Origin of the sequence: Pseudomonas siliginis (assembly GCF_019145195.1) — a bacterium.
Taxonomy (GTDB): Bacteria; Pseudomonadota; Gammaproteobacteria; order Pseudomonadales; family Pseudomonadaceae; genus Aquipseudomonas; species Aquipseudomonas siliginis.
Map to the genome: position 1 here is coordinate 378,178 of NZ_JAHSTW010000002.1, position 20,211 is coordinate 398,388.

20 protein-coding genes are annotated in these 20,211 nt (G+C 61.0%); 9 read left to right on the forward strand and 11 right to left on the reverse strand.

The annotated features are described in order from the left end of the window. Positions 1-12: 12 nt before the first annotated feature. Positions 13-1,026, reverse strand: a complete 1,014-nt coding sequence (gene hemB / locus KVG87_RS05570; protein WP_076564508.1) for a porphobilinogen synthase — start codon at positions 1,024-1,026, stop codon at positions 13-15. A gap of 207 nt (positions 1,027-1,233) precedes the next feature. Between hemB and KVG87_RS05575 the strand changes: the two genes are divergently transcribed. Together KVG87_RS05575 and elbB are read left to right on the forward strand one after the other, a co-directional pair. Next, positions 1,234-1,893: a DedA family protein gene (locus KVG87_RS05575; protein ID WP_217849682.1), complete on the forward strand. Its 660-nt coding sequence runs from the start codon at positions 1,234-1,236 to the stop codon at positions 1,891-1,893. 167 nt (positions 1,894-2,060) lie between these two features. Continuing rightward, complete coding sequence (gene elbB / locus KVG87_RS05580) at positions 2,061-2,729, forward strand: isoprenoid biosynthesis glyoxalase ElbB (protein WP_016772616.1); 669 nt, start codon at positions 2,061-2,063, stop codon at positions 2,727-2,729. 128 nt (positions 2,730-2,857) lie between these two features. Here elbB and KVG87_RS05585 read toward each other — a convergent pair whose 3' ends face one another. Together KVG87_RS05585 and KVG87_RS05590 are read right to left on the reverse strand one after the other, a co-directional pair. After that, positions 2,858-3,313: a YaiI/YqxD family protein gene (locus tag KVG87_RS05585; RefSeq protein WP_041476910.1), complete on the reverse strand. Its 456-nt coding sequence runs from the start codon at positions 3,311-3,313 to the stop codon at positions 2,858-2,860. 102 nt (positions 3,314-3,415) lie between these two features. After that, positions 3,416-5,314, reverse strand: a complete 1,899-nt coding sequence (locus tag KVG87_RS05590; RefSeq protein WP_217849684.1) for an FTR1 family protein — start codon at positions 5,312-5,314, stop codon at positions 3,416-3,418. Between the two features lie 251 nt (positions 5,315-5,565). On the opposite strand from KVG87_RS05590, the gene KVG87_RS05595 reads away from it, so the two are divergent. The 5 genes from KVG87_RS05595 to KVG87_RS05615 all read left to right on the forward strand — a co-directional run bounded on the left by KVG87_RS05595 (position 5,566) and on the right by KVG87_RS05615 (position 10,335). Continuing rightward, positions 5,566-6,972: a COG3014 family protein gene (locus tag KVG87_RS05595; protein ID WP_217849686.1), complete on the forward strand. Its 1,407-nt coding sequence runs from the start codon at positions 5,566-5,568 to the stop codon at positions 6,970-6,972. Between the two features lie 206 nt (positions 6,973-7,178). Continuing rightward, positions 7,179-8,573, forward strand: a complete 1,395-nt coding sequence (locus KVG87_RS05600) for a COG3014 family protein (protein WP_056791673.1) — start codon at positions 7,179-7,181, stop codon at positions 8,571-8,573. Positions 8,574-8,589: 16 nt separating this feature from the next. Beyond that, the gene (locus KVG87_RS05605) at positions 8,590-8,961 is read left to right on the forward strand and encodes a YcfL family putative periplasmic lipoprotein (RefSeq protein ID WP_016772611.1); all 372 of its coding nucleotides are present in this window, start codon (positions 8,590-8,592) and stop codon (positions 8,959-8,961) included. A 36-nt stretch (positions 8,962-8,997) separates the two neighbouring features. Further along, the gene (lpoB, locus tag KVG87_RS05610) at positions 8,998-9,585 is read left to right on the forward strand and encodes a penicillin-binding protein activator LpoB (protein WP_016772610.1); all 588 of its coding nucleotides are present in this window, start codon (positions 8,998-9,000) and stop codon (positions 9,583-9,585) included. Positions 9,586-9,588: 3 nt separating this feature from the next. Then, positions 9,589-10,335, forward strand: coding sequence for a hypothetical protein (locus KVG87_RS05615; protein WP_016772609.1), 747 nt, complete (start codon positions 9,589-9,591; stop codon positions 10,333-10,335). A 218-nt stretch (positions 10,336-10,553) separates the two neighbouring features. Here KVG87_RS05615 and rhtB read toward each other — a convergent pair whose 3' ends face one another. From rhtB to KVG87_RS05630, 3 genes are all read right to left on the reverse strand, one after another. Then, positions 10,554-11,186 carry a homoserine/homoserine lactone efflux protein gene (gene rhtB / locus KVG87_RS05620; RefSeq protein WP_016772608.1) on the reverse strand — a complete coding sequence of 211 codons (633 nt, stop codon included), beginning with the start codon at positions 11,184-11,186 and terminating at the stop codon, positions 10,554-10,556. Between the two features lie 156 nt (positions 11,187-11,342). Next, on the reverse strand, positions 11,343-11,924 hold the full coding sequence (locus KVG87_RS05625) for a mechanosensitive ion channel family protein (RefSeq protein WP_056791670.1): 582 nt from the start codon (positions 11,922-11,924) through the stop codon (positions 11,343-11,345). Further along, positions 11,924-13,834, reverse strand: a complete 1,911-nt coding sequence (locus tag KVG87_RS05630; RefSeq protein WP_056791667.1) for an ATP-binding cassette domain-containing protein — start codon at positions 13,832-13,834, stop codon at positions 11,924-11,926. The genes KVG87_RS05625 and KVG87_RS05630 overlap by 1 nt, the downstream gene beginning before the upstream one ends. Positions 13,835-13,884: 50 nt before the next feature. Here KVG87_RS05630 and KVG87_RS05635 point away from each other — a divergent pair, with 50 nt between their 5' ends. Then, a complete protein-coding gene (locus tag KVG87_RS05635; RefSeq protein ID WP_217849688.1) occupies positions 13,885-14,346 on the forward strand; it encodes a TIGR02444 family protein in 462 nt (153 codons plus the stop codon). Here KVG87_RS05635 and KVG87_RS05640 read toward each other — a convergent pair. Further along, entirely contained in the window at positions 14,343-15,485 is a 1,143-nt protein-coding gene (locus KVG87_RS05640; RefSeq protein ID WP_217849690.1) for an AlgP family protein, read from the reverse strand. The two genes, KVG87_RS05635 and KVG87_RS05640, sit on opposite strands and share 4 nt — an antisense overlap. A 192-nt stretch (positions 15,486-15,677) precedes the next feature. On the opposite strand from KVG87_RS05640, the gene KVG87_RS05645 reads away from it, so the two are divergent. Beyond that, the gene (locus tag KVG87_RS05645; protein ID WP_076564515.1) at positions 15,678-16,343 is read left to right on the forward strand and encodes an FKBP-type peptidyl-prolyl cis-trans isomerase; all 666 of its coding nucleotides are present in this window, start codon (positions 15,678-15,680) and stop codon (positions 16,341-16,343) included. A gap of 57 nt (positions 16,344-16,400) precedes the next feature. On the opposite strand, the gene KVG87_RS05650 is transcribed toward KVG87_RS05645, so the two are convergent. The 4 genes from KVG87_RS05650 to KVG87_RS25845 form a co-directional block, all read right to left on the reverse strand. Continuing rightward, positions 16,401-16,859 carry an Rsd/AlgQ family anti-sigma factor gene (locus KVG87_RS05650; protein ID WP_016772602.1) on the reverse strand — a complete coding sequence of 153 codons (459 nt, stop codon included), beginning with the start codon at positions 16,857-16,859 and terminating at the stop codon, positions 16,401-16,403. A gap of 181 nt (positions 16,860-17,040) precedes the next feature. After that, positions 17,041-17,592 carry a disulfide bond formation protein B gene (locus tag KVG87_RS05655; protein WP_016772601.1) on the reverse strand — a complete coding sequence of 184 codons (552 nt, stop codon included), beginning with the start codon at positions 17,590-17,592 and terminating at the stop codon, positions 17,041-17,043. Between the two features lie 216 nt (positions 17,593-17,808). After that, positions 17,809-19,047, reverse strand: coding sequence for a heme biosynthesis protein HemY (locus KVG87_RS05660; protein ID WP_217849692.1), 1,239 nt, complete (start codon positions 19,045-19,047; stop codon positions 17,809-17,811). Then, positions 19,044-20,186, reverse strand: coding sequence for a uroporphyrinogen-III C-methyltransferase (locus tag KVG87_RS25845; protein WP_367616675.1), 1,143 nt, complete (start codon positions 20,184-20,186; stop codon positions 19,044-19,046). The genes KVG87_RS05660 and KVG87_RS25845 overlap by 4 nt, the downstream gene beginning before the upstream one ends. Positions 20,187-20,211 lie beyond the last annotated feature (25 nt).

Consider the following 20,211-nt stretch of genomic DNA (forward strand, 5'->3'; position numbering starts at 1 on the left):
TTCCTGGGAGGGCTATTTCTGCTCTCGTAACAATTGAGCGGCACGAACGGCAAAGTAAGTCAGGATGCCATCTGCACCGGCACGTTTAAAGGCGGTCAGTGACTCAAGGATCACCGCTTCGCTCAACCAGCCATTCTGGATAGCGGCCATGTGCATGGCGTATTCGCCACTGACCTGATAGACGAAGGTCGGCACCTTGAAGGCATCTTTGACGCGAAAAAGAATGTCCAGGTAGGGCATGCCCGGTTTGACCATGACCATGTCCGCACCTTCGGACAAGTCGGCACCGACTTCGTGCAGCGCTTCGTCACTGTTGGCCGGGTCCATCTGATAAGAGGCCTTGTTGGCCTTGCCGAGGTTCGACGCAGAACCCACGGCATCGCGGAAAGGGCCGTAGTAGGCGCTGGCGTATTTGGCCGAGTAGGCCATGATGCGCACGTTGACGTGGCCGGCAATTTCCAGCGCCTCACGAATCGCCTGGATGCGGCCGTCCATCATGTCCGATGGCGCCACCACCTGCGCGCCGGCTTCGGCGTGGGACAGCGCCTGACGCACCAGCGCATCGACGGTGATGTCGTTCTGCACGTAGCCGTCTTCGTCGAGAATGCCGTCCTGACCGTGGGTGGTGAACGGGTCCAGCGCCACGTCAGTGATCACGCCCAGCTCCGGGAACCGCTCACGCAGGGCGCGAGTGGCGCGCTGGGCGATGCCTTCGGGATTCCACGCTTCGGCAGCATCGAGGGATTTCAGTTCAGCCGGCGTGACCGGGAACAGCGCCAGCGCCGGAATGCCCAGCTCGACCCATTTCGCCGCTTCTTCAAGCAGCAGATCAATGGTCAGTCGCTCGACGCCCGGCATCGAGGCCACGGCTTCGCGGCGGTTTTCACCGTCGAGCACGAACACCGGCAGGATCAGATCATCGACCGTCAATACGTTTTCACGCACCAGCCGCCGCGAAAAATCATCACGACGATTGCGGCGCAGACGAGTGGCTGGGAACAGACGATTGGCGGGGGTAAAGCTCACGGCAGACTCCTAAGCCCGGGCAAACGGGCGAGCGTGACAGTTATAGACGGCCATTATGACTAACAGATGACAGTTATGTGTGCTCTGTGACAGGTAGCCGCAATACATTGTCGATGTAGGAAATGTTCACGTCGAGACACATTTGGACACTTTCATGAATGTGCCCGAAGGGTTAGGCTGCGCGTTCATTTCGCCAGCACCCAGACAATGCTCCAACAATTTCTGCACGACTTTGGCTACTTTGCCTTGTTCCTCGGCACGTTCTTCGAAGGCGAAACCATTCTGGTGCTCGCAGGCTTCCTTGCGTTCCGTGGATACATGGACATCAACCTGGTGGTGGTCGTGGCGTTTTTCGGCAGTTATGCCGGCGATCAGCTGTGGTACTTCCTGGGGCGCAAGCACGGGCGCAAATTGCTCGCGCGTAAACCGCGCTGGCAGATGATGGGCGACCGCGCGCTGGAGCACATCCGCAAACATCCGGACATCTGGGTCCTGAGCTTCCGCTTCGTTTATGGCCTGCGCACCGTGATGCCGGTGGCGATCGGCCTGTCCGGTTATCCACCGGGACGTTACTTGCTGCTCAACGGCATCGGCGCGGCGATCTGGGCCACCGCCCTGGCTGCGGCGGCTTACCACTTCGGCGCAGTGCTGGAAGGCATGCTCGGCAGCATCAAGAAGTACGAGCTGTGGGTGCTCGGCGCCTTGCTGATCCTCGGCCTGGGCCTGTGGCTGCGGCGCCGCTTCAAGAATGCGCAACTGGCGAAGAAAATCTGTCAGGACGAGCAGCTCGCCAAGGCCGCCGAGGCAGAGCAGTTGCGCCAGGCAGAAGCGACCTCTCCTGCCGGGCCGAAAACGCCAGCCGAATAAGCCATTCGCTGGCGACTGCCACGCGCAGCCCAGGCAAATAATGAACACCCCGCCGCCGTTGCGATCCATTGAGAGAGCGCTCTGCCCCCGCGCGCGTCAGCCATGCCCCTATGGCCACGCGCGACGATTTGAGGGACATTGAGCGCCATGAATCTGGAGAGAAGCCCATGAGCAAAAAAGTTGCAGTGATCCTGTCCGGCAGTGGCGTGTACGACGGCGCCGAAATCCAGGAAAGTGTCATCACCCTGCTGCGCCTCGACCAGCGCGGCGCACAGGTGCAGTGCTTCGCGCCAAACATCGCGCAATTGCATGTGATCAACCACCTGACCGGCGAAGAAATGCCGGAATCGCGCAACGTACTGGTGGAATCGGCGCGGATTGCCCGGGGCAACGTCAAGGATATCCGCGACGCCGATGTCGAGGATTTCGACGCACTGATCGTGCCCGGCGGTTTCGGCGCGGCAAAGAACCTGTCGAACTTCGCCATCGAAGGCGCCGGCTGCACCGTGCAACCTGAAGTGCTGGCCCTGGCCGAAGCATTTGCCGAAGCGGGCAAACCGGTCGGGCTGATCTGCATCTCCCCGGCGCTGGCGGCGAAAATCTATGGCCCGGGCGTGACCTGCACCATCGGCAATGACGCCGACACCGCTGCGGCCATGAACAAGATGGGCGCCACCCACGAAGAGTGCGCCGTCACCGAAATCGTCGAAGACAAGGCGCGCAAACTGGTCACCACCCCGGCGTACATGCTGGCGCAGACCATCAGTGAAGCGGCTTCGGGGATCAACAAACTGGTCGACCGCGTGCTCGAACTGACCCACGAAAACGACGCTTGATCCCTCGCCTTACATGAAACCAAATGTGGGAGCGAGCCTGCTCGCGAATGCGTTGTATCAGCCAACATCAGGTTGTATGACACACAGATTTTGCGAGCAGGCTCGCTCCCACAGGGATTGTGCAAGACTCAGGGCTTGCGGGTGAGCCGGGTGAGAATCCGATCCAGCGCATTGGCAAACGCCTGCTTTTCACGCTCGCCAAACGGCGCCGGGCCGCCGCTCATCTGGCCCTGCTCCCTCAGATCGGTAAACAGATTCCGCACCGCCAGCCGCTCGCCCATGTTCTGCGCATCGAACTCCTTGCCGCGCGGATCCAGTGCCGCCACGCCCTTCTTGACCAGCCGATCGGCCAGCGGAATATCGCTGCAGATCACCAGCTCGCCCGGCACGGCGTGCTCGACCAGATAATCATCCGCCGCATCCGGCCCGCTCGGCACCACGATCAGTTTGACGATGGCCAGCCCCGGCTTTGTCTGCGGCTGCCCGGCCACCAGCACCACTTCGAACTGGCGCTTGAGTGCGAACTTCACCACCAGATCCTTCGCCGCCCGTGGACAGGCGTCGGCATCGATCCATACACGCATGTTCTTGCCTCCAAAAAATTCGCGAGCAGGCTCGCTCCCACAGGATACATACCGAACCTGTGGGAGCGAGCCTGCTCGCGAATATGAGCGCAGCGAATGCCTTTATGCAGCCGAAACCCGACGCTTCTCCGCCACCCAACTGCGACCATACAGCACAACAATCGCCACAATCGCCACCACCTGCGCGGTCAGCGAATAGGCATCGGCATGGATTCCCAGCCAGTCGAATTCAAAGAACGCCACCGGCCGTGTGCCGAAGATCCCGGCTTCCTGCAAGGCCTTGACGCCATGCCCGGCAAACACCACCGACAACGCGCACAACAGCGCGGCGTTGATGCTGAAGAACAGCGTCAGCGGCAGTTTCGCCGAGCCGCGCAGGATCACCCAGGCCAGACCGACCAGCAGCACCAGCGCCGTCGCACCGCCGGCCAGCACGGCGTTGTGCCCGGCAGGCCCGGCCTGCAGCCACAGGGTTTCGTAGAACAGAATCACCTCAAACAATTCGCGATAGACCGAGAAGAACGCCAGGATCGCAAAACCGAAGCGACCCCCGCCGCCGACCAGACTGCTTTTGATGTAATCCTGCCAGGCCGCCGCATGACGGCGGTCATGCATCCACACGCCGAGCCACAACACCATGACGCTGGCAAACAGCGCAGTGGCGCCTTCCAGCAACTCACGCTGCGAACCGCTGACGTCGATCACATACGCCGCCAGCGCCCAGGTGCCCAAGCCCGCCAGCAACGCCAGGCCCCAGCCAACGTTGACACTGCGCACCGCTGACTGCTGACCGGTGTTGCGCAAGAAAGCGAGGATCGCCGCCAGCACCAGAATCGCTTCCAGGCCTTCGCGCAGCAGAATCAGCAGGCCGGAGATGAAGCTCAGCGACCAGCTCAGACCATCGCTGCCCAGCAGGCCGGCGGATTCCTTGAGTTTGGCTTTGGCCGCGTCAAGACGCTGCTCGGCCTGCTCGACCGGCAGACCATCCTGCAATGACTGCCGATACGCCATCAACGATTTTTCGGTGTCCTTGCGCACGTTGGCATCGACGTTGTCCAGCGAGCTTTCGACCAGTTCGAAGCCTTCCAGATACGCCGCCACCGACAGGTCATAGGCCTGATCATGTTCCCCGGCGCGGTAGGCCGCGAGGCTCTTGTCCAGCGTGGCGGCAGTGTAATCAAGCAACTGCGCCGGACCACGCTTGACCTGCGGCGGTTGTGCGCGCTGGGCACGGAACGTTGCCGCGACCTCTGCGCCCTCGGCAGCCTGCACCTCGGCCGGGGTCTGCCGGGCCAGGTCGGCGATGTTGTAGACCTTGTCGGACTTGGCGGCCGCCGCATCGGCACTGAAGCCGGCGATGTAGGTGGCCAGATCCCAGCGCTGGCGATCATCGAGCTGATCGGCGAACGCCGGCATGTCGGTGCCTTCGACACCTTGGCCAAGGGTGCTGTAGATCGCGTACAGGCTCAGGTGATCCATGCGCGCAGCATCGCGCAGGTTGGCTGGCGCAGGGGTCAGACCGACGCCGGCCGGGCCGTCGCCAGCGCCAGTCTCGCCGTGGCACACCGAGCAGTTCTGCGCATACAAAGGCGCGCCGCGTGTCGGGTCTGGAGTGATGATCGGTGCCTGACTGACTTCATAAGCCACCGCCAGTTTCGCCCCCAGCTGTCGGGCTTGGCGGGCGACATCAGCACCGTCCTGCTTCGCAGTGATGGCGGCGTGCAAAGATTCGACGCCCTGTTCCAGCGCGGCTTTTTCCGGTTTGGCCGGTAATGCAGTGATCAAGCCTTGCAGAACCTGGGTGAATTCCAGCTGCTCGCGATATTCGCCATCGTCGATGACTTTGCCTGCCGCGACCGTTGGCGGGTAATCGGCACTGATGTAATCGAGCAGGTGCAACGCTTGCGGCGCGCCTTCCACGGTATCGGCCAGCAGCGGCAGGCTGCTCAGGGACAATAACGGGAACAGCAGCCAGGCCAGCAATCGGGACGAGGCAGTCATGAACGAATCTCAAATGGAAATGCGAAGTTACATATTGTTCACTTCGAAGACATTTCTCTCAAGCTTTGTCGGCGTTTCGCTTTGATTGGCAGGAAATACCCGGCAGACGGCAGCAGCGTTTGTCGCCGAGCATTGCCGCACTATCTGCTGCCGATTGAGCCTCGACACGTTCGATCAAGATCACAGCCATTTGCCACCATCCACTCTATACTGCCCGCCCCAGAGCATTTGCGCGCAAGGAATCAACCTCAATGCGGAGTCTTCCGTTCGTTTTGCTGCTTTGCGTCGCTGTTCAGTTGAGCGGTTGTGCCGCCTATCGCAACTACGATCTTGAAATGCAGCAGACCACCGAGCAAATGACCCGGGGCAATCTGACCGGGGCTCTGGCACTGGTGGAAATGAACAACCCGTGGGAAGACAAGGATCTGCTGTATTACCTGGAAAAAGGCGCGATCCTCAGCGCTGGCAGTGCCCTGCCCGACAGCCAGGACGCTTGGCGCAATGCCGACCGGATGATCTTCCAGCGCGAGGAAGCCAACCCGTCCGGCGCGATGAAATTACTGGCGCGTTTCGGTGATGAAATGGGCACGATGCTGGTCAACGACAAGCTGCGGCGCTATGAAGGCTACGATTACGAAAAGGTCATGTTGACTACGCAAATGGCCTTGAACCAGCTATCCGTCAATGACTTTGCCGGCGCCCGCGCAGACATCAGGAAAACCCACGAACGCGAAGCATTGATCGCCCGCCAGCGTGAAAAGCAATACGAAGCGGCCGAGGAACAGGCAAAAGCTCAGGGCAAAATTCTCCATTACAAAGAACTGGAAGGCTACCCGGTCGCCTTGCTTGATGCGCCGCAGGTCGTTGAGCTGAAAAACGGCTACCAAAGTGCGTTCAGCCACTATCTGGCCGGATTCACCTATGAATCCCTCGGCGAGCGCGCCCTCGCGGCGGCCGGTTATCGTCAGGCGATCGAACTGCGGCCGGACATGCCCTTGCTGCAAAAGGCCCTGCGCAATCTCGACAAATCGCCAGCGAAAGCTGATGAAAGCGATGTGTTGCTGATTATCCAGAGTGGACTGGCTCCGGCTCGCAGCTCAGTGCAAGTGCCGATCCCGGTTCGTCTGAACGAAACGCTGGTCATCATCGCGCCCATTTCATTCCCGGTGATGGTGCCGGACGCGGTCACGCCCAACTTCAGCCATATCACCGTAGACGGTCGCAAACAGCCGTTGGTAGTGATCAACAGCGTGACTGACATGTCCATGCGCACACTGCGCGACGACATGCCGCAAATCATCTCGCGGGCGATGTTCCGCGCCAACATGGCCGCCATCGGTCAAGCGCAGGAAAACGAGCGCAACCCGGCGAAAGCCTCGTTGATCGTCACTCAGCATGATCCGTTCGAAGAAGCCGACACCCGCACATGGCGAGCGTTGCCGGACAAGACGCTGGTCGCCCGCCTGCGCTTGAAGAAAGGCCTGCATACCTTCCGTTTTGCGCCTGCGTCCATCGACCACCCTTTTCAATTGCGCGTTGACCAGGACCGCCAGATTCTGCACCTGCGGGTATTCCGGGATCAGGTCTATACCGTCGGATCAGCCTTTGTACCGAATCAAAAACCCGCGTCGGATAAACCCGCTTCTGCGGAGAAGTGATGGCACCGCATCTGAAAATGCACCCAAAAAGCTATTACATAGCCGTCACGCCACGTTTATAATGCCGCGCCCTCGCCCAGCGAGCCGGCATCAAAAGCTCCTCACGCATGAGGAATTGGCAGGAGGCCAGCGCCGCCGTCGATAGGTCACACCAGCCCGACCAGCACACGCGGCTGCAAGTTTTGTTACTCAGGGAAGAAGTACCCATGGCATTCCGCGCTCCCATGCTGCTCGCGCTCAGCGCTGTCACGCTGTTGTCCGGCTGCGCAGCGTTTCGCAACTACGATTCCGAACTGGCCCAGACCAATCAGCAACTGGCTTCCGGCAACGTCGACGCCGCGCTGACCCTGCTGGAAAAGAACAACACCGGTACCGACAAAGACCTGCTCTATTACTTCGAGAAAGGCGAACTGCTGCGCGCCAAGGGCGACCTGTCAGGCAGCCAGAACGCCTGGGGCAGCGCAGATCAGGTGGTCGGTCAGTGGGAAGACGCGGTCAAGCTCGACTCGGCCAAGTACCTGGCACAGTTCGGCAGCTTCATCGTCAACGACAAGGTGCGTCGCTACGAAGGCTATGACTACGAAAAAGTCATGCTGACCACGCAGATGGCCCTGAACCTGTTGGCTGTCAACGATTTCGATGGCGCCCGCACGGCGATCAAAAAGACCCACGAACGCGAAGCGGTGATCGCCGACCTGCGCGACAAGGAATACCTCAAGAGCGAAGAACAGGCCGAGAAAGAAGGCATCAAGACCCAGTACAAGGATTTGCAGGGTTATCCGGTGGCCAGCCTCGACGCACCGGAAGTGGTCGGCCTGAAAAACAGCTACCAGAGTGCGTTCAGCCATTACCTGGCCGGTTTCGTTTACGAAGCCCTGGGCGAGAAGGATCTGGCCGCGCCGGGTTATCGCAAGGCTGCCGAATTGCGCCCGAACACGCCGCTGCTCGAGCAGGCGCTGGTCAACCTCGACAAGCCTTCCAAATCCGATGACAGCGACATTCTCATCGTCGTGCAGAGCGGTCTGGCCCCGGCCCGCGACTCGATTCGCGTACCGCTGCCGCTGCCGATTTCCAACAACGTGGTGATCACCCCGCTGTCGTTCCCGATCATCAAGCCGGACACCTCCACCGCGCCTTTTGCGCAGATCGGCGTCGACGGCAAGCAGGTCGACCTGACCGCGCTGAACAGCACCACCGCCATGTCCCGCCGCGCCCTGCGCGATGACATGCCGGGGATCATCGTGCGCACCACCGTGCGCGCGATCACCAAAGGCGTGGCGCAGAAGCAGATCAACGAAACCAATCCGCTGGCCGGTCTCGCTGTGGGTATTTCTTCAGCAGTGCTCGAAGGTGCCGATACCCGTACATGGCGCACCCTGCCGGACAACACCCAAGTGGTGCGTCTGCGCCTGAAAAAAGGTGAGCATCAGGTTACCCTGCCGAGCGCCGTCGGCGGCTCGGTGGTCAAGGTCACTGTCGACCAGCGCTACCAAGTGATCAGCCTGCGTGCCGTGGGCAACCAGGTATTCGCTGGCGGCATCGCTGCTCACGTAATGCCGAGCGCTGCCGCGACCAACGTCGCCAGCCTCAAACAACCTTAAGAACGGAGTCTTTGCAATGCGCTTGAAGATCATCGCCGTCGCCGCCCTCGCCTTGCTGGCAGGCTGCGCCACCCCGCCACCGCCGGAGCCGGGCAGCGCCGCGAGCAAAGTCGTGGCCATGGGCCCGCAGAAACACATCGTCGTCGGCGCCATGCGCGTGGCTCGTGAAAACGGCTTCATGACCGTCAACGTGCAGTTGAGCAACACCCTTAACAGCAACAAGATTTTCTACTACCGCTTCGCCTGGCTCGGCGCCGAAGGTTTCCCGGTTGCCGAAGAAGAAGTGTGGAAAAGCCAGATGATGTACGGCGCCCAGACCAGCTTCATTCAGGCCATCGCCCCGACCCCGAAAGCCGTGGATTTCCGTCTGGAAATCAAGACGCCTTAAGCCCGCCACCCTATTTCTGATTGAGAGAGCTTTCTCATGTTTGCACGCTTTTCCTGCATCGCCGTCATCGCCCTGCTCGCCTCCGGTTGCGCCAACACCTCGCCGACCCTGGGCAGCAAGAACATCAGCTACGGCGACACCAAGGCTGTTGAAACCGTGACCAACGAATTCGGTTCGACCGACCTGCAAATGATCGCCGAGTCGATGACCCGCTCGCTGGCCCAGTCCGGCATTCTGCAGGGCCGTCCGGTGGTTCAGGTCTACGATGTGAAGAACAAGACCAGCGAGTACATCGACACCCGCGAAATCACCACCAGCATCAAGACCCAGCTGATGAAGACCGGTGTCGCGCGCTTCGCCAGCGACAACAATGCAATGCAGAGCCAGGTTGACCAGCTCAAGCTGCAAAACCAGAGCGGCCTGTACAAGAAAAGCACCGTGGCCAAGACTGGCAACATGGTTGCCGCCAAGTACCGCATCGAAGGCTCGATCAGCTCGATCGTCAAGCGCAGCAGCGACTACAAGGACGTCTTCTACAAATTCAGCCTGCAGTTGATCGACGTCGAAAGCGGTCTGGCCGAGTGGATGGACGAAAAAGAGATCCGCAAAACCACGGAGCGTTGATCGATGCGCACATGGATTGGCATGATGGCCTTGGCTTGCGCGTTCAGCGCGCAGGCGGCCCCGAAAGTGGCGGTGACGGATCTGGCGTATCAGGAGCGCGTGGAGCAATACATCCACATCGTTTCGGCGCAGAGCAATCACCGCGAGAGTTACTACAGCGCCAGCGGTTCTTCGAGCTACAACGAGATCGAAGCGACCACCAGCTATATCGAACAGGGCGAGTTGCGCAAATTCACCGGCGACATCAAGGGTGAAATCCTGCGTACCGGCATGTTCCAGCTGGTGCAGGGCACGCCTTATACCGCCTCATCCAAAGGCGATGTGTATGACGTGATCAAGCGCATCAAGGCCGGCAACTTCAAAGGCGCCGACTACGTGCTGTTCGGCACCGTGTCCGATATCGACTTCACCCAGGACATCAACGAGCTGGCGCACACCGACAGCTACTCGGCGGTACTGGGCCTGACGCTGGTGGCGGATTTCAGCCTGATCAACACCAAGACCTACGAGATCACCTCGGCCTTCACGGCGATGGGCGAAGCGCAGGACACTAAACTGGTGAACCATCGCGACATCAAGATCTCGCTGAACCGTCCGCGGGTGGTGCGTGAGGTGTCCAAGGCCTTGGGCGAAGACGTGGCCGGGCAACTGAGCATGCAGCTCGGTGGTGGTGACGGTTATGAGCAGCCGCGTGAAGCGCCGCAGCGCAATAATCTGCCGCGTGATACGGCGCCGGTGATTTTACGCTGAGCCGGATCTGAGGACTTTTGTGGCAAAGGGCTCTGTGGCGAGGGGATTTATCCCCGTTGGGTCGCGAAGCGGCCCTCGCTATTGATTCAAGACGATTGGGACTGCTGCGCAGTCCAACGGGGATAAATCCCCTCGCCACAAAAGCTCGCTTGCCCCGATGTCTCGGTAGAAATGAAAAAGGCGACCTCTTGAGGTCGCCTTTTTTCTGCCCGAGCGGTTTACGCCGCCGCTTTGCGCAACGTCGCCATGAACGCCGCTGCGCCGATGAACAGCCCGGCAAAGGTGCGGTTCATGCGTTTCTGCTGCTTGGGCGTGCGCAACAGGCGCAGCACTTTCGACGCCAGCCCGGTGTAGCCGGCCATGACAATCAGATCGACAAAAACCATGGTCACGCCGATCACCAGATACTGAATCAGCAGCGGCGCATGGGGATTGATGAACTGCGGCAACACCGCGAGCATGAACACCAACGCCTTGGGGTTGCTGATGTTCACCAGAAAGCCGCGAAACACCAAAGCCAGCGGCTTGCCGATCGGCCGTACCGCGGCGTCATCACTCATGTCCATGGGCAGCGCCCGCCATTGCTTGATCGCCAGATAAACCAGATAGGCAACGCCGAACCATTTGATCGCATGGAATGCCGTGGCCGAAGCAGTGAGCACAGCGCCAACACCCGCGCCGACAATCGCGATCTGCACCGCCAGACCGATCTGCAGGCCCAGTGCGTTCCAGTAGCCGCGCCAGAACCCGTATTGCAGACCGCTGGACATCGACGCGATGGCGCCCGCGCCCGGGGACAGGCTGATCACCCAGCAGGCGGCAAAAAATGCCAGCCATGTTTGAAGCTCCATCGCACACCTCGGCTGATGCTTGTGACAAATGCCTAAGCTAATGCGGCTTCGTGTAGATGACTACCGATTTCTTGCTGAATGTTGCAGGTGCGGCTGACGGCCCCTTCGCGAGCAGGCGGCGTTCCGACGAAGGCGTCGGAACAGACGACGTAGAAATTACTTCTCAAACCCGCTGGAAGGAAACACATCCGTCCCGCGCCAACGCCGCACCGACCGCTGGAAGAACAGGCTGTTCGGCACCTGCACCATGGCGCTGCCGGTGCCCAACTCTTCGGCCTCGACCAGCGTGGTGTAGAGCAGATTGATCGCGATCACCCGGCCTTTGACGCCAGGCTTGTCGGTGGTATCCACCAACTCGACCACGTCGCCGAGGCGGAACGGCCCGACGGTGAAGATCAGAATGGCGCAGAGCAGGTTCGACAGCACGCTCCACATGGCGAAGAAGGCCACCGCCGCCACTGCTACAAACCCCGACAGCGCCGTCCACAGCACCGTGGCCGAAACGCCGAGGCGCTCAAGCACGAAGAGCAGCGCGCTGCCCATGATCAGCCAGCGCAACACGCCGCGCAGCGGCATCAGCAACTGCGGCGGAAACGGATAGCGCTCACCGAGGCGAGTCAGGCCTTTGGCAACGAAACGCTGGGTCAGGTAACCGGCCAGCAGAATCAGCAGAATCTGCGCGGTGAACCACAACGGTTCGACCCACACCGCCGAGAAAGGCAGCTTGAAGGCTTCCATCAGGACAACGCCTCCAGCTCCGCCTGCATGCTTTCCAGGGTTTCCAGCGCTTCCATCCAGGCTTCTTCCAGCTCGGCTTCACGCACCTTCAACTTGGCCTGTTCGGCGAGCAGATCACGCAATTCATTCTTGCGCGCCGGCTCGTAGATATCGCTGTCACCGAGGCTGGCATCGACCTTGGCCAGTTTTTCGTGCAGCTTGCCCAGTTCGGCTTCGAGCTTGTCGGCCTCGCGCTTGTGCGGCGCCAGTTGCTGACGCAACGCTGCCGCCGCTTGGCGCTGCGCTTTCTTATCGGTCTTGTCCGGGTTGACCGGCGTATTGCTGACCGGCGCATTGCGCTGACGGTATTCCACCAGCCAACGTGCGTAGTCTTCGAGATCGCCGTCGAACTCTTCGACCTTGCCGTCGGCGACCAGATAGAAGTTGTCGGTGGTGCTCTTGAGCAAGTGCCGATCGTGAGAAACCACCAGCACCGCACCGCTGAATTCCTGCAGGGCCATGGTCAGCGCCAGACGCATTTCCAGATCGAGGTGGTTGGTCGGTTCGTCGAGCAGCAGCAGGTTCGGCCGCTCCCAGGCGATCAGCGCGAGGGCCAGACGCGCCTTCTCGCCACCGGAGAAATTCAGCACCGGCTCATCGATGCGTGCGCCCCGGAAGTCGAAGCCGCCGAGAAAATCGCGCAAGGTCTGCTCGCGCTCACCCGGCGCCAGACGCTGCAAATGCAGCAATGGGCTGGCCTTGGAATCCAGCGAGTCGAGCTGATGCTGGGCAAAGTAGCCGACCACGGTGTTTTCGCCACGGGTCAGGCGCCCGGCCAGCGGTTCGAGCTCGCCGGCGAGGTTCTTGATCAGCGTCGATTTACCCGCGCCGTTCGGCCCGAGCAGACCGATCCGCGCACCCGGGGTCAGTTGCAGCTTGACCTTCTCGAGGATGGTCTTGTCGCCATAACCCAAGCGTGCATCGGACAGGTCGATCAGTGGGCTGGAGATCTTGGTCGACTCGCGGAAGACGAAGTCGAACGGCGAATCGACGTGGGCCGCCGACAATTCTTCCATGCGCTCCAGCGCCTTGATCCGGCTCTGCGCCTGACGGGCCTTGGTCGCTTGCGCCTTGAAGCGGGCTATGTAGCTTTCCATGTGCGCACGCTGCGCCTGCTGCTTCTCGTAGGCCTGTTGCTGCTGGGCCAGACGCTCGGCGCGGGCGCGCTCAAACGCGGTGTAGCCGCCCCGGTAGAGGGTCAGTTTGCGCTGATCGACATGGGCGACGTGATCGACCACTTCGTCGAGGAAATCCCGGTCGTGGGAAATCAGCAGCAAGGTGCCCGGATAACTCTTCAGCCACTCTTCGAGCCAGATGATCGCGTCGAGATCCAAGTGGTTGGTCGGTTCATCGAGCAGCAGCAGATCCGACGGGCACATCAGTGCCTGCGCCAGATTCAGACGCATCCGCCAGCCACCGGAGAAATCTCCTACCTGACGATCCATCTGCTCATTGGTGAACCCAAGACCGGCGAGCAGCTTGCGCGCCCGCGCATCGGCGGTGTAGCCGTCGGCGCTGTCGAGTTCAGCGTGCAGGCGCGCCAGTGCGGTGCCGTCATGGGCCTGCTCGGCGGCGGCAAGCTCGCGTTGCACCTCACGCAGACGCAGGTCGCCATCGAGCACATAATCGACCGCCAGGCGCTCGAGGGTGTCGACCTCCTGACGCATATGCGCGATACGCCAGTCGGCCGGCAGCAGGCAGTCGCCCGAGTCCGGGTGCAACTCGCCGCGCAGCAAGGCGAACAGGCTGGATTTGCCGGCACCGTTGGCGCCGATGAGGCCGGCTTTGTGGCCGGCGTGCAGGGTCAGCTCGGCGTCTTCTAGCAGACGTTGCGGGCCACGCTGTAAAGTCAGGTTCTGAAGTCGGATCATAATGGCGGCGGAGTCTACCAGCTTCGCTCACAACTGGCGCGAGTAGCACGATGTCCTCTGACCTGTGGAGCTTTGCCCTTGATGTCTACGCCCGGCCGGGTGTGGAAGATGCCTGCCTGCAATTGCAAACCGCGGGCGCCAATGTCTGCCTTTTACTGTGCGGTGTGTGGCTGGAGCAGCGCGCGGTGGCCTGCGATGAACCGCGCGTACGTCTGCTCAAGGCCTTGACCGCGCCGTGGGATATCGAAGTGGTGCAGCCGCTGCGAACCCTGCGCCTGCAATGGAAAGCGCGGGCCGTCGACGATGCAGTGGTGGCCGGCATGCGCGAGCAGATCAAATCACTGGAGCTTGAAGCTGAGCGCACCTTGCTGTCACGGCTCGAAGGTGTGGCGCAGGAGTGGACGCGCAACGATGCAGGTTCGTTGACTTGGCTTGAGGGCTTGGCCGGCAATGCCGCCAGCCCGAACCGCGACGCGCTGCAAGTGCTGCGCGTCGCGGCAATCGGCACTTAGGAAGCGCTGGTCGGGGTGCTGCTGACGTTCGACGAAGCGGCTGGCGCTGGCGCAGTCGAAGGGGTCGAGTGGGCTGCGGACGACGGTGCCGATGCAGCTGGGGCAGCCGGGGTAGCGGCAGTGGCAGGCTTGGCTGCTGGAGCGGCAGCCGGTTTGGTCGCGGCTGGCTTGGCAGCTGCTGGCTTTTTCACCGCTGGTTTTGCGGCTGGCTTGGCGGCCGGTTTTGCAGCTGGCTTGGCGGCCGGTTTCGCAGCGGTTTTTGCCGCAGGTTTTGCTGCCGATGTTGCGGCTGGTTTGGCAGCCGGTTTTACCGCCACTTTCGCAGCAGGTTTGGCGGCGGCCGGCTTGGCCGCAGTCTTGGCAGCAGGCTTCGCTGCTGGTTTCGCTGCTGGTTTCGCTGCTGCTTTGGCAGCAGGTTTGGCGGCTGCGGTTTTTGCCGGTGCAGCTTTGCTCGCGGCCGGTTTTGCCGCGGCTTTGGCAGGGGTGGCTTTCACTGCTGGCTTGGCTGCAGCAGGTTTGGCTGCGGTGGTTTTAGCCGCCGGTGTTGCCGCGCTCGCCGCCGGCTTCTTCGCTGCAGTTTTCGCCGCTGGTTTGGCAGCCGCTTTCACTGGCGCCTTGGCCGCTGGTTTGGCGGCGGTCTTCGCAACAGCAGGTTTCGCCGCAGCGGTCTTCGCCGGGGCTTTGCTTGCAGCAGGTTTGGCGGCGACTTTCTTCGCTGGTGCTGCTGCGGGTTTGGCCGAGCGCGACGACAGAACTTTGCCCACTGCTTCTTGAACGCGGCCAACACCCTGGGCCAGTTTCAGGCTTTCCTGAGCATCGCGCTTGAGTTGCAGAATGTAGCTGCGGGTCTCGGACTGACGATCTTTCAAAGCGTCCAGCAGGTCTTCGAGTTCTTTCACGGCAGCCTTGGCTTTGTTCTGTGCCTTGGCTTTGCCGGCGGTGGCGGCGTCCTGCAATTTGGTGCGCGATTTGTGCAGTTTTTCCTGCGCCTTGCCGCGCTGTTTTTCCAGCTTGGCGAGCAGTTTTTCAGCATCAGCCAAGGCTTGCGAGCAAGCGTTTTCCAAATGCTCGAGCAGGCTGCCCGACAACTGTTGGAGTAGGTGCAACGGAGTATTTACAGGCTTCTTGGTGGCCGACATGGTTTACCTCCTGGCTGACGTGAGTGCGGCTCATACTAGACCTCTGCTGATACCGCCGCTAGGGCATGTTGACAGTATCTGCACCGTTGCGTTGCACCGAAGCCGAAATGTTCTGCGCGCGGGAAAAAGCAGTTCACCGATGCAGACGTTTGCACTGGCATAATCCCCCGCATCTCAGGTCGGAGAGTGCCCATGTCGCGCTACTTTATTTTGTCCCTCTGCGTGTTTTTTTCGACGGCGTATGCCGATGAAAAAAACACGGCGAACGATGCTCATGATCTGGCTTATAGCCTCGGTGCCAGCCTCGGCGAACGGCTGCGCCAAGAGGTGCCGCAGTTGCAGATCCAGGCGCTGATCGAAGGTCTGCAACAGGCGTATCAGGGCAAGCCGCTGGCGCTGAGTGAAGCGCGTATCGAACAGATTCTTGCCGACCATGAATCGCAAAATGCCGAGCAAGCTTCACGGCAATCGAGCGACGCGGCAATGGAAAACGAGCAACGCTTTCTCAGTGCGGAAAAAGCCAAACCGGGGGTGAAGGAACTGGCCGATGGCATCCTCCTGACTGAACTGGTTCCGGGCACTGGCGCCAAGGCCGGCCCGGACGGCAAAGTGCAGGTACTGTATGTCGGCAAGCTGCCGGACGGCACTGTGTTCGATCAGAACACCCAGCCGCAATGGTTCAACCTCGACAGCGTGATCGCCGGTTGGCGCACCGCCTTGCAGAACATGCCGGTGGGGGCGAAATGGCGACTGGTGATTCCATCGGATCAGGCCTATGGCGCCGACGGTGCCGGCGACCTGATCGCGCCGTTCACGCCTCTGGTTTTCGAAGTGGAATTGCGTGGCGCGACGAACTGATCAGGCATAAAAAAACGGTGCGCTTTCGGGCGCACCGTTTTTCATGAAGGACGTGGATCAGGCCTGAACCGGATCTTCTGCCTTGTGTGCCGTGTGCAGCACTTCGATCAGGCAGTCTTCAAGTTCGAAACGCTCATGCAGCAAGCCGCCCAATTCCTTGAATTTCTCCGCAACGCATTTGCCTTCATCGCACAGGTCGTTGAACGCGAGCAGCTTCTCGGTAATGACGTCGATGCGCGGGTAGATGGTCTCGGCGAGTTCCAGACCGCGCTTGTCGTTGAACGCCTTGGCTTCGCCAGTCAGCTGTTCATAGATTTCGAAGTGCCCCGCCGATACGTAATCGACCAGCACGCCGCAGAATTCCTGCAAAGGCTTGCGGCTCTCGGACAGCGACTCAGGCTGCGCACCGAGCTTGTCGTAGGCGCCGATCAGCTCTTCACGCTCCTGCAACCAGCGGTCGATCAGCAGATGAACCCCACCCCAACGTTCCTGAGCATTCTGACAACTTTCGAGCATGGCGATCTCTCTTCCCTTGTGGGTCATGCTGCTCTACACCCGCGCCCCTGTTCTGATTTGACTGGTGGACGATCGGGCAGAGCGTCATCGAGCAACATAAATCCAATGACACGTGCCGGCCAGATTATGCCCGCACGCCTATGGCTTCAAGGTACGCAGGAGATAAAGTTCATACAAGTGTTTAATCCCTGACCAGCAGGTGGTGCGACGCTTCGTCGCTGACCGGTCGTTGCAGAGCGCTCCAGATCAGACGCAACAACTGATAAACCGCAAGGATCGACACCCCGACAAAAAACAGCAGGCTCCATTCGGGGATGCTCAAATCGAACAGCGTCCAGGAGATGTCCGCACAATCAGCGCCGCCGTTGAACATCCGTTGCAGGGCGCAGATCCACGGCAGGTCGCTGAACAGTGACTCCACGGTTGGCGAGCATTTGACCAGTTGCAGCATCGAGTCACTCTGGATCAACACCTGCCGCCACGCAGCGGTGGTACCACCCAGACTGGCGCCGAGTGCAAACAGCCAGTACCACCATAAGCCAACGCGCCGGGGGCCATGCACCGCCGCCACGCCGCAGCCGATGCACAGCAATGTGAGGAACAACCGCTGCACCAGGCACAGACTGCAAGGCGTCAGTCCGACCGCGTATTCGAGGTAATAGGAAGCTCCCAGAGCAAAGGCCCCCGCAATGAAAGCCATGAAGAACAAGGAGCGTGAGCAGGCCAACGACATGGCTTTTCCGTAACAGTAGAGACAGACGGTTACGGTAGAGGAAAGCGTGTCAGCCTTTCAAGGCAAGGGCCTGCCGACAGTTCACCGCAGGTGTAGGGAAAACCCGACAGGCTCGATAGGAAACGGTGAAGCGCTCTGTAGGACTTTGTCTCTAGAGCGCAAAGGAGGGGAATTTTCGGTCATTGAAGTTCACGAGGGAGCAACCTCCCTCGCCATTCAGACCTTCGCCGCAACCGGCAAAGGCGCCGCGAGCAGGCGTTCATCGAGCAGCCCCAGACCTTCCTGGAACAACTGATTGCTGCGCTCGGTATCGCCAAGCTGTGCAAGCAGGCGGGCCAATTCCGCACACGTCTCCGGATTGCGCTGCACGCGCAGACTGCTTTCCAGATAGTCACGAGCCTTGCCCCACAGACTGGTTTGCAGACACAGACGCCCAAGGGTCAGCAGCAGGCTCGGATCGGCCGGGTGCTCCTTGAGCCAGCCTTCGGCCGTCTGCAACTGACGCGCAGGATCACTGCCACGAACCAGACCATAAAGCCGCGCCAGATGGCTGTCGTATTTGCGCTTGAGCGCTGTTCGCAGGACCTCTTCGGCCTCGACCTGAGCGCCCAGCTGACGCAATTGCTCGGCGTAGGCCAGTACCAAAGGTGCTTCCTGACGCTGCGCCGAAGTCAGCTGCTCCCACGCCCGCTTGAGCGATTGCAGACCCACCGTACCGTCTTCTTCGCGATGCGCTGCCAGCGAGAGGTTCTCACCCCAGGCGCGGCGCTCGAGTTCGGCCAGCTCGGCCGGCGGCAGGACCTTGTCCTTGCGCAACTCAGGCAGCAAACGAATCACCGCCGGCCATTCGCCACGCTGCTGATGCAGACGTTGCAATTGACGCAATGTCTGCGCGCTGCGCGGATGCCGTTCATGCATTGCCTGCAAGGTCACCAGCGCACCGTCGGTGTCGCCACGATCGGTCTGCAACTGTGCGTGACTCAGGGCGATCGCCAGTTCGGCTTGCGGCTGACGCTCCAGCGCACGTTCGAGCAAACGATCACTTTCTTCGTACTGACCTTGCTCGTTCGCCGCACGGGCGGCGCCGAGGTAATACAGCAGTGGCTGGCGCTCGGCTTCCGCTGCGCGGGTCAAATGCCGCTGCGCGCTGGCCCAGCGACCTTCAGCCAGATCCAGTTGGCCGTGTTCGATCGCCACTTGCACGCGGCGGCTGCGATTGCGTCGCGACCACGGATTGACCACGCCGGTGGAGGTCATCACCAGCTCGACCAGCACCTTGATGCCCCAGAACAGCAGCCACAGCACCGCGATCACCGCGAGTGTCGCCCACAGGCTCGATTCGTAGCGGAAGCTCTTGTACGCCACCAGCACGTAACCGGAATGCTCGGCAATCGCCAGGCCCAGCGCTGCCGTCGCGGCGATGACCAGAAACACGATTACATAGAGGCGCTTCATGGGGTCGCCTCCTGCGCAGCATTGGCGGCAGGCTTGGCGAACGGTTTCACCGATTCCACGGCATTGACGTTACGCCGCTCCAGATACCCCTGCACCGCACTCAAGGTGCCGGTCAGATCCGGCGTCTTGACGGTGACCGGTTCCTTGCTCAGCTCGGCGACCTGTTCCAGCATGACTTTGCTTTGCGGATTGTCCGGGTTGAAATTGCCCTTGAGCACATCGCGTGCCTCGGCCAGCGCCTGGGTGTACACCGCCGCCTGACCGTTGAGCGCCGCCCACTGCGCCTGCTCCAGCGCCAGGCTCAGGGCCAGGCGCACCTGGCTCAGGCTTTGCCCGGCCAGCAGCGGTTTGACGTTCTTGTCAGCGTTGAAATCGATGCGGATATAGCGCGAAACCTTGTCCCACCATTGCGCCCAGCGACTGGCGCCATCGCCATCGCTGGTCAGGCCCAGCAGCGACTCGCCGCGATCCTTGTACTCCGGCGCCAGCTCAGTGAGGTCGATGACCTGATCGCGCAGCGCGCCGAGACGCAGGAACAGCCCGGTGCGATCCGGCTGTTCGGTGCTGCGCAAGGCGACCAGGGTTTTCGCCACTTGCTCGCGCGCGGCGAAGGAACCCGGATCGTTCTGTTCACGCAGAATTTCATCGGCGCCCTGTACCAGTGCCTGGGCGCTGCTGATGTCCTGCAACGCTGAAAGGCGCAGGCTGGCCAGACGCAGCAAGTGTTCGGCCTCGGCCAGACGCCAGTCCTTGCGGCTGGCGCCGAGGACGGTTTCCAGACGTTGATTGAGGCGCTGCTGATCGCCCTGCAATTGCGTCACCAGACGTTGGCGCTCGGCGAGCTCGTCAGCACCGGGCAGCTGCGCCAGGCGTTCGGTCAGACGCTGTTCGTTGAGCTTCAGACTCTGCGCCTGATCGTTCAACGCCTGCACCTGACTCGACTGTTGCTGCGTGTTGTTCTGCAGGTGGCGCACCTGCCAGACACCCCAGCCGCCTATGGCGACACCGGCGGCGCCGAGCAGCAGGGCGACAATTGCCAGTCCATTGCCTCGGCGCGGCTCTTTGGCCGGTGGTGGAGTTTCAACCTGGGCATCGAGCGCAGGCTGGACGTCATCTTTTGGCAAGGCTGTTTCGCTCACGTATCCATCCTTTGCATTAGAAAAC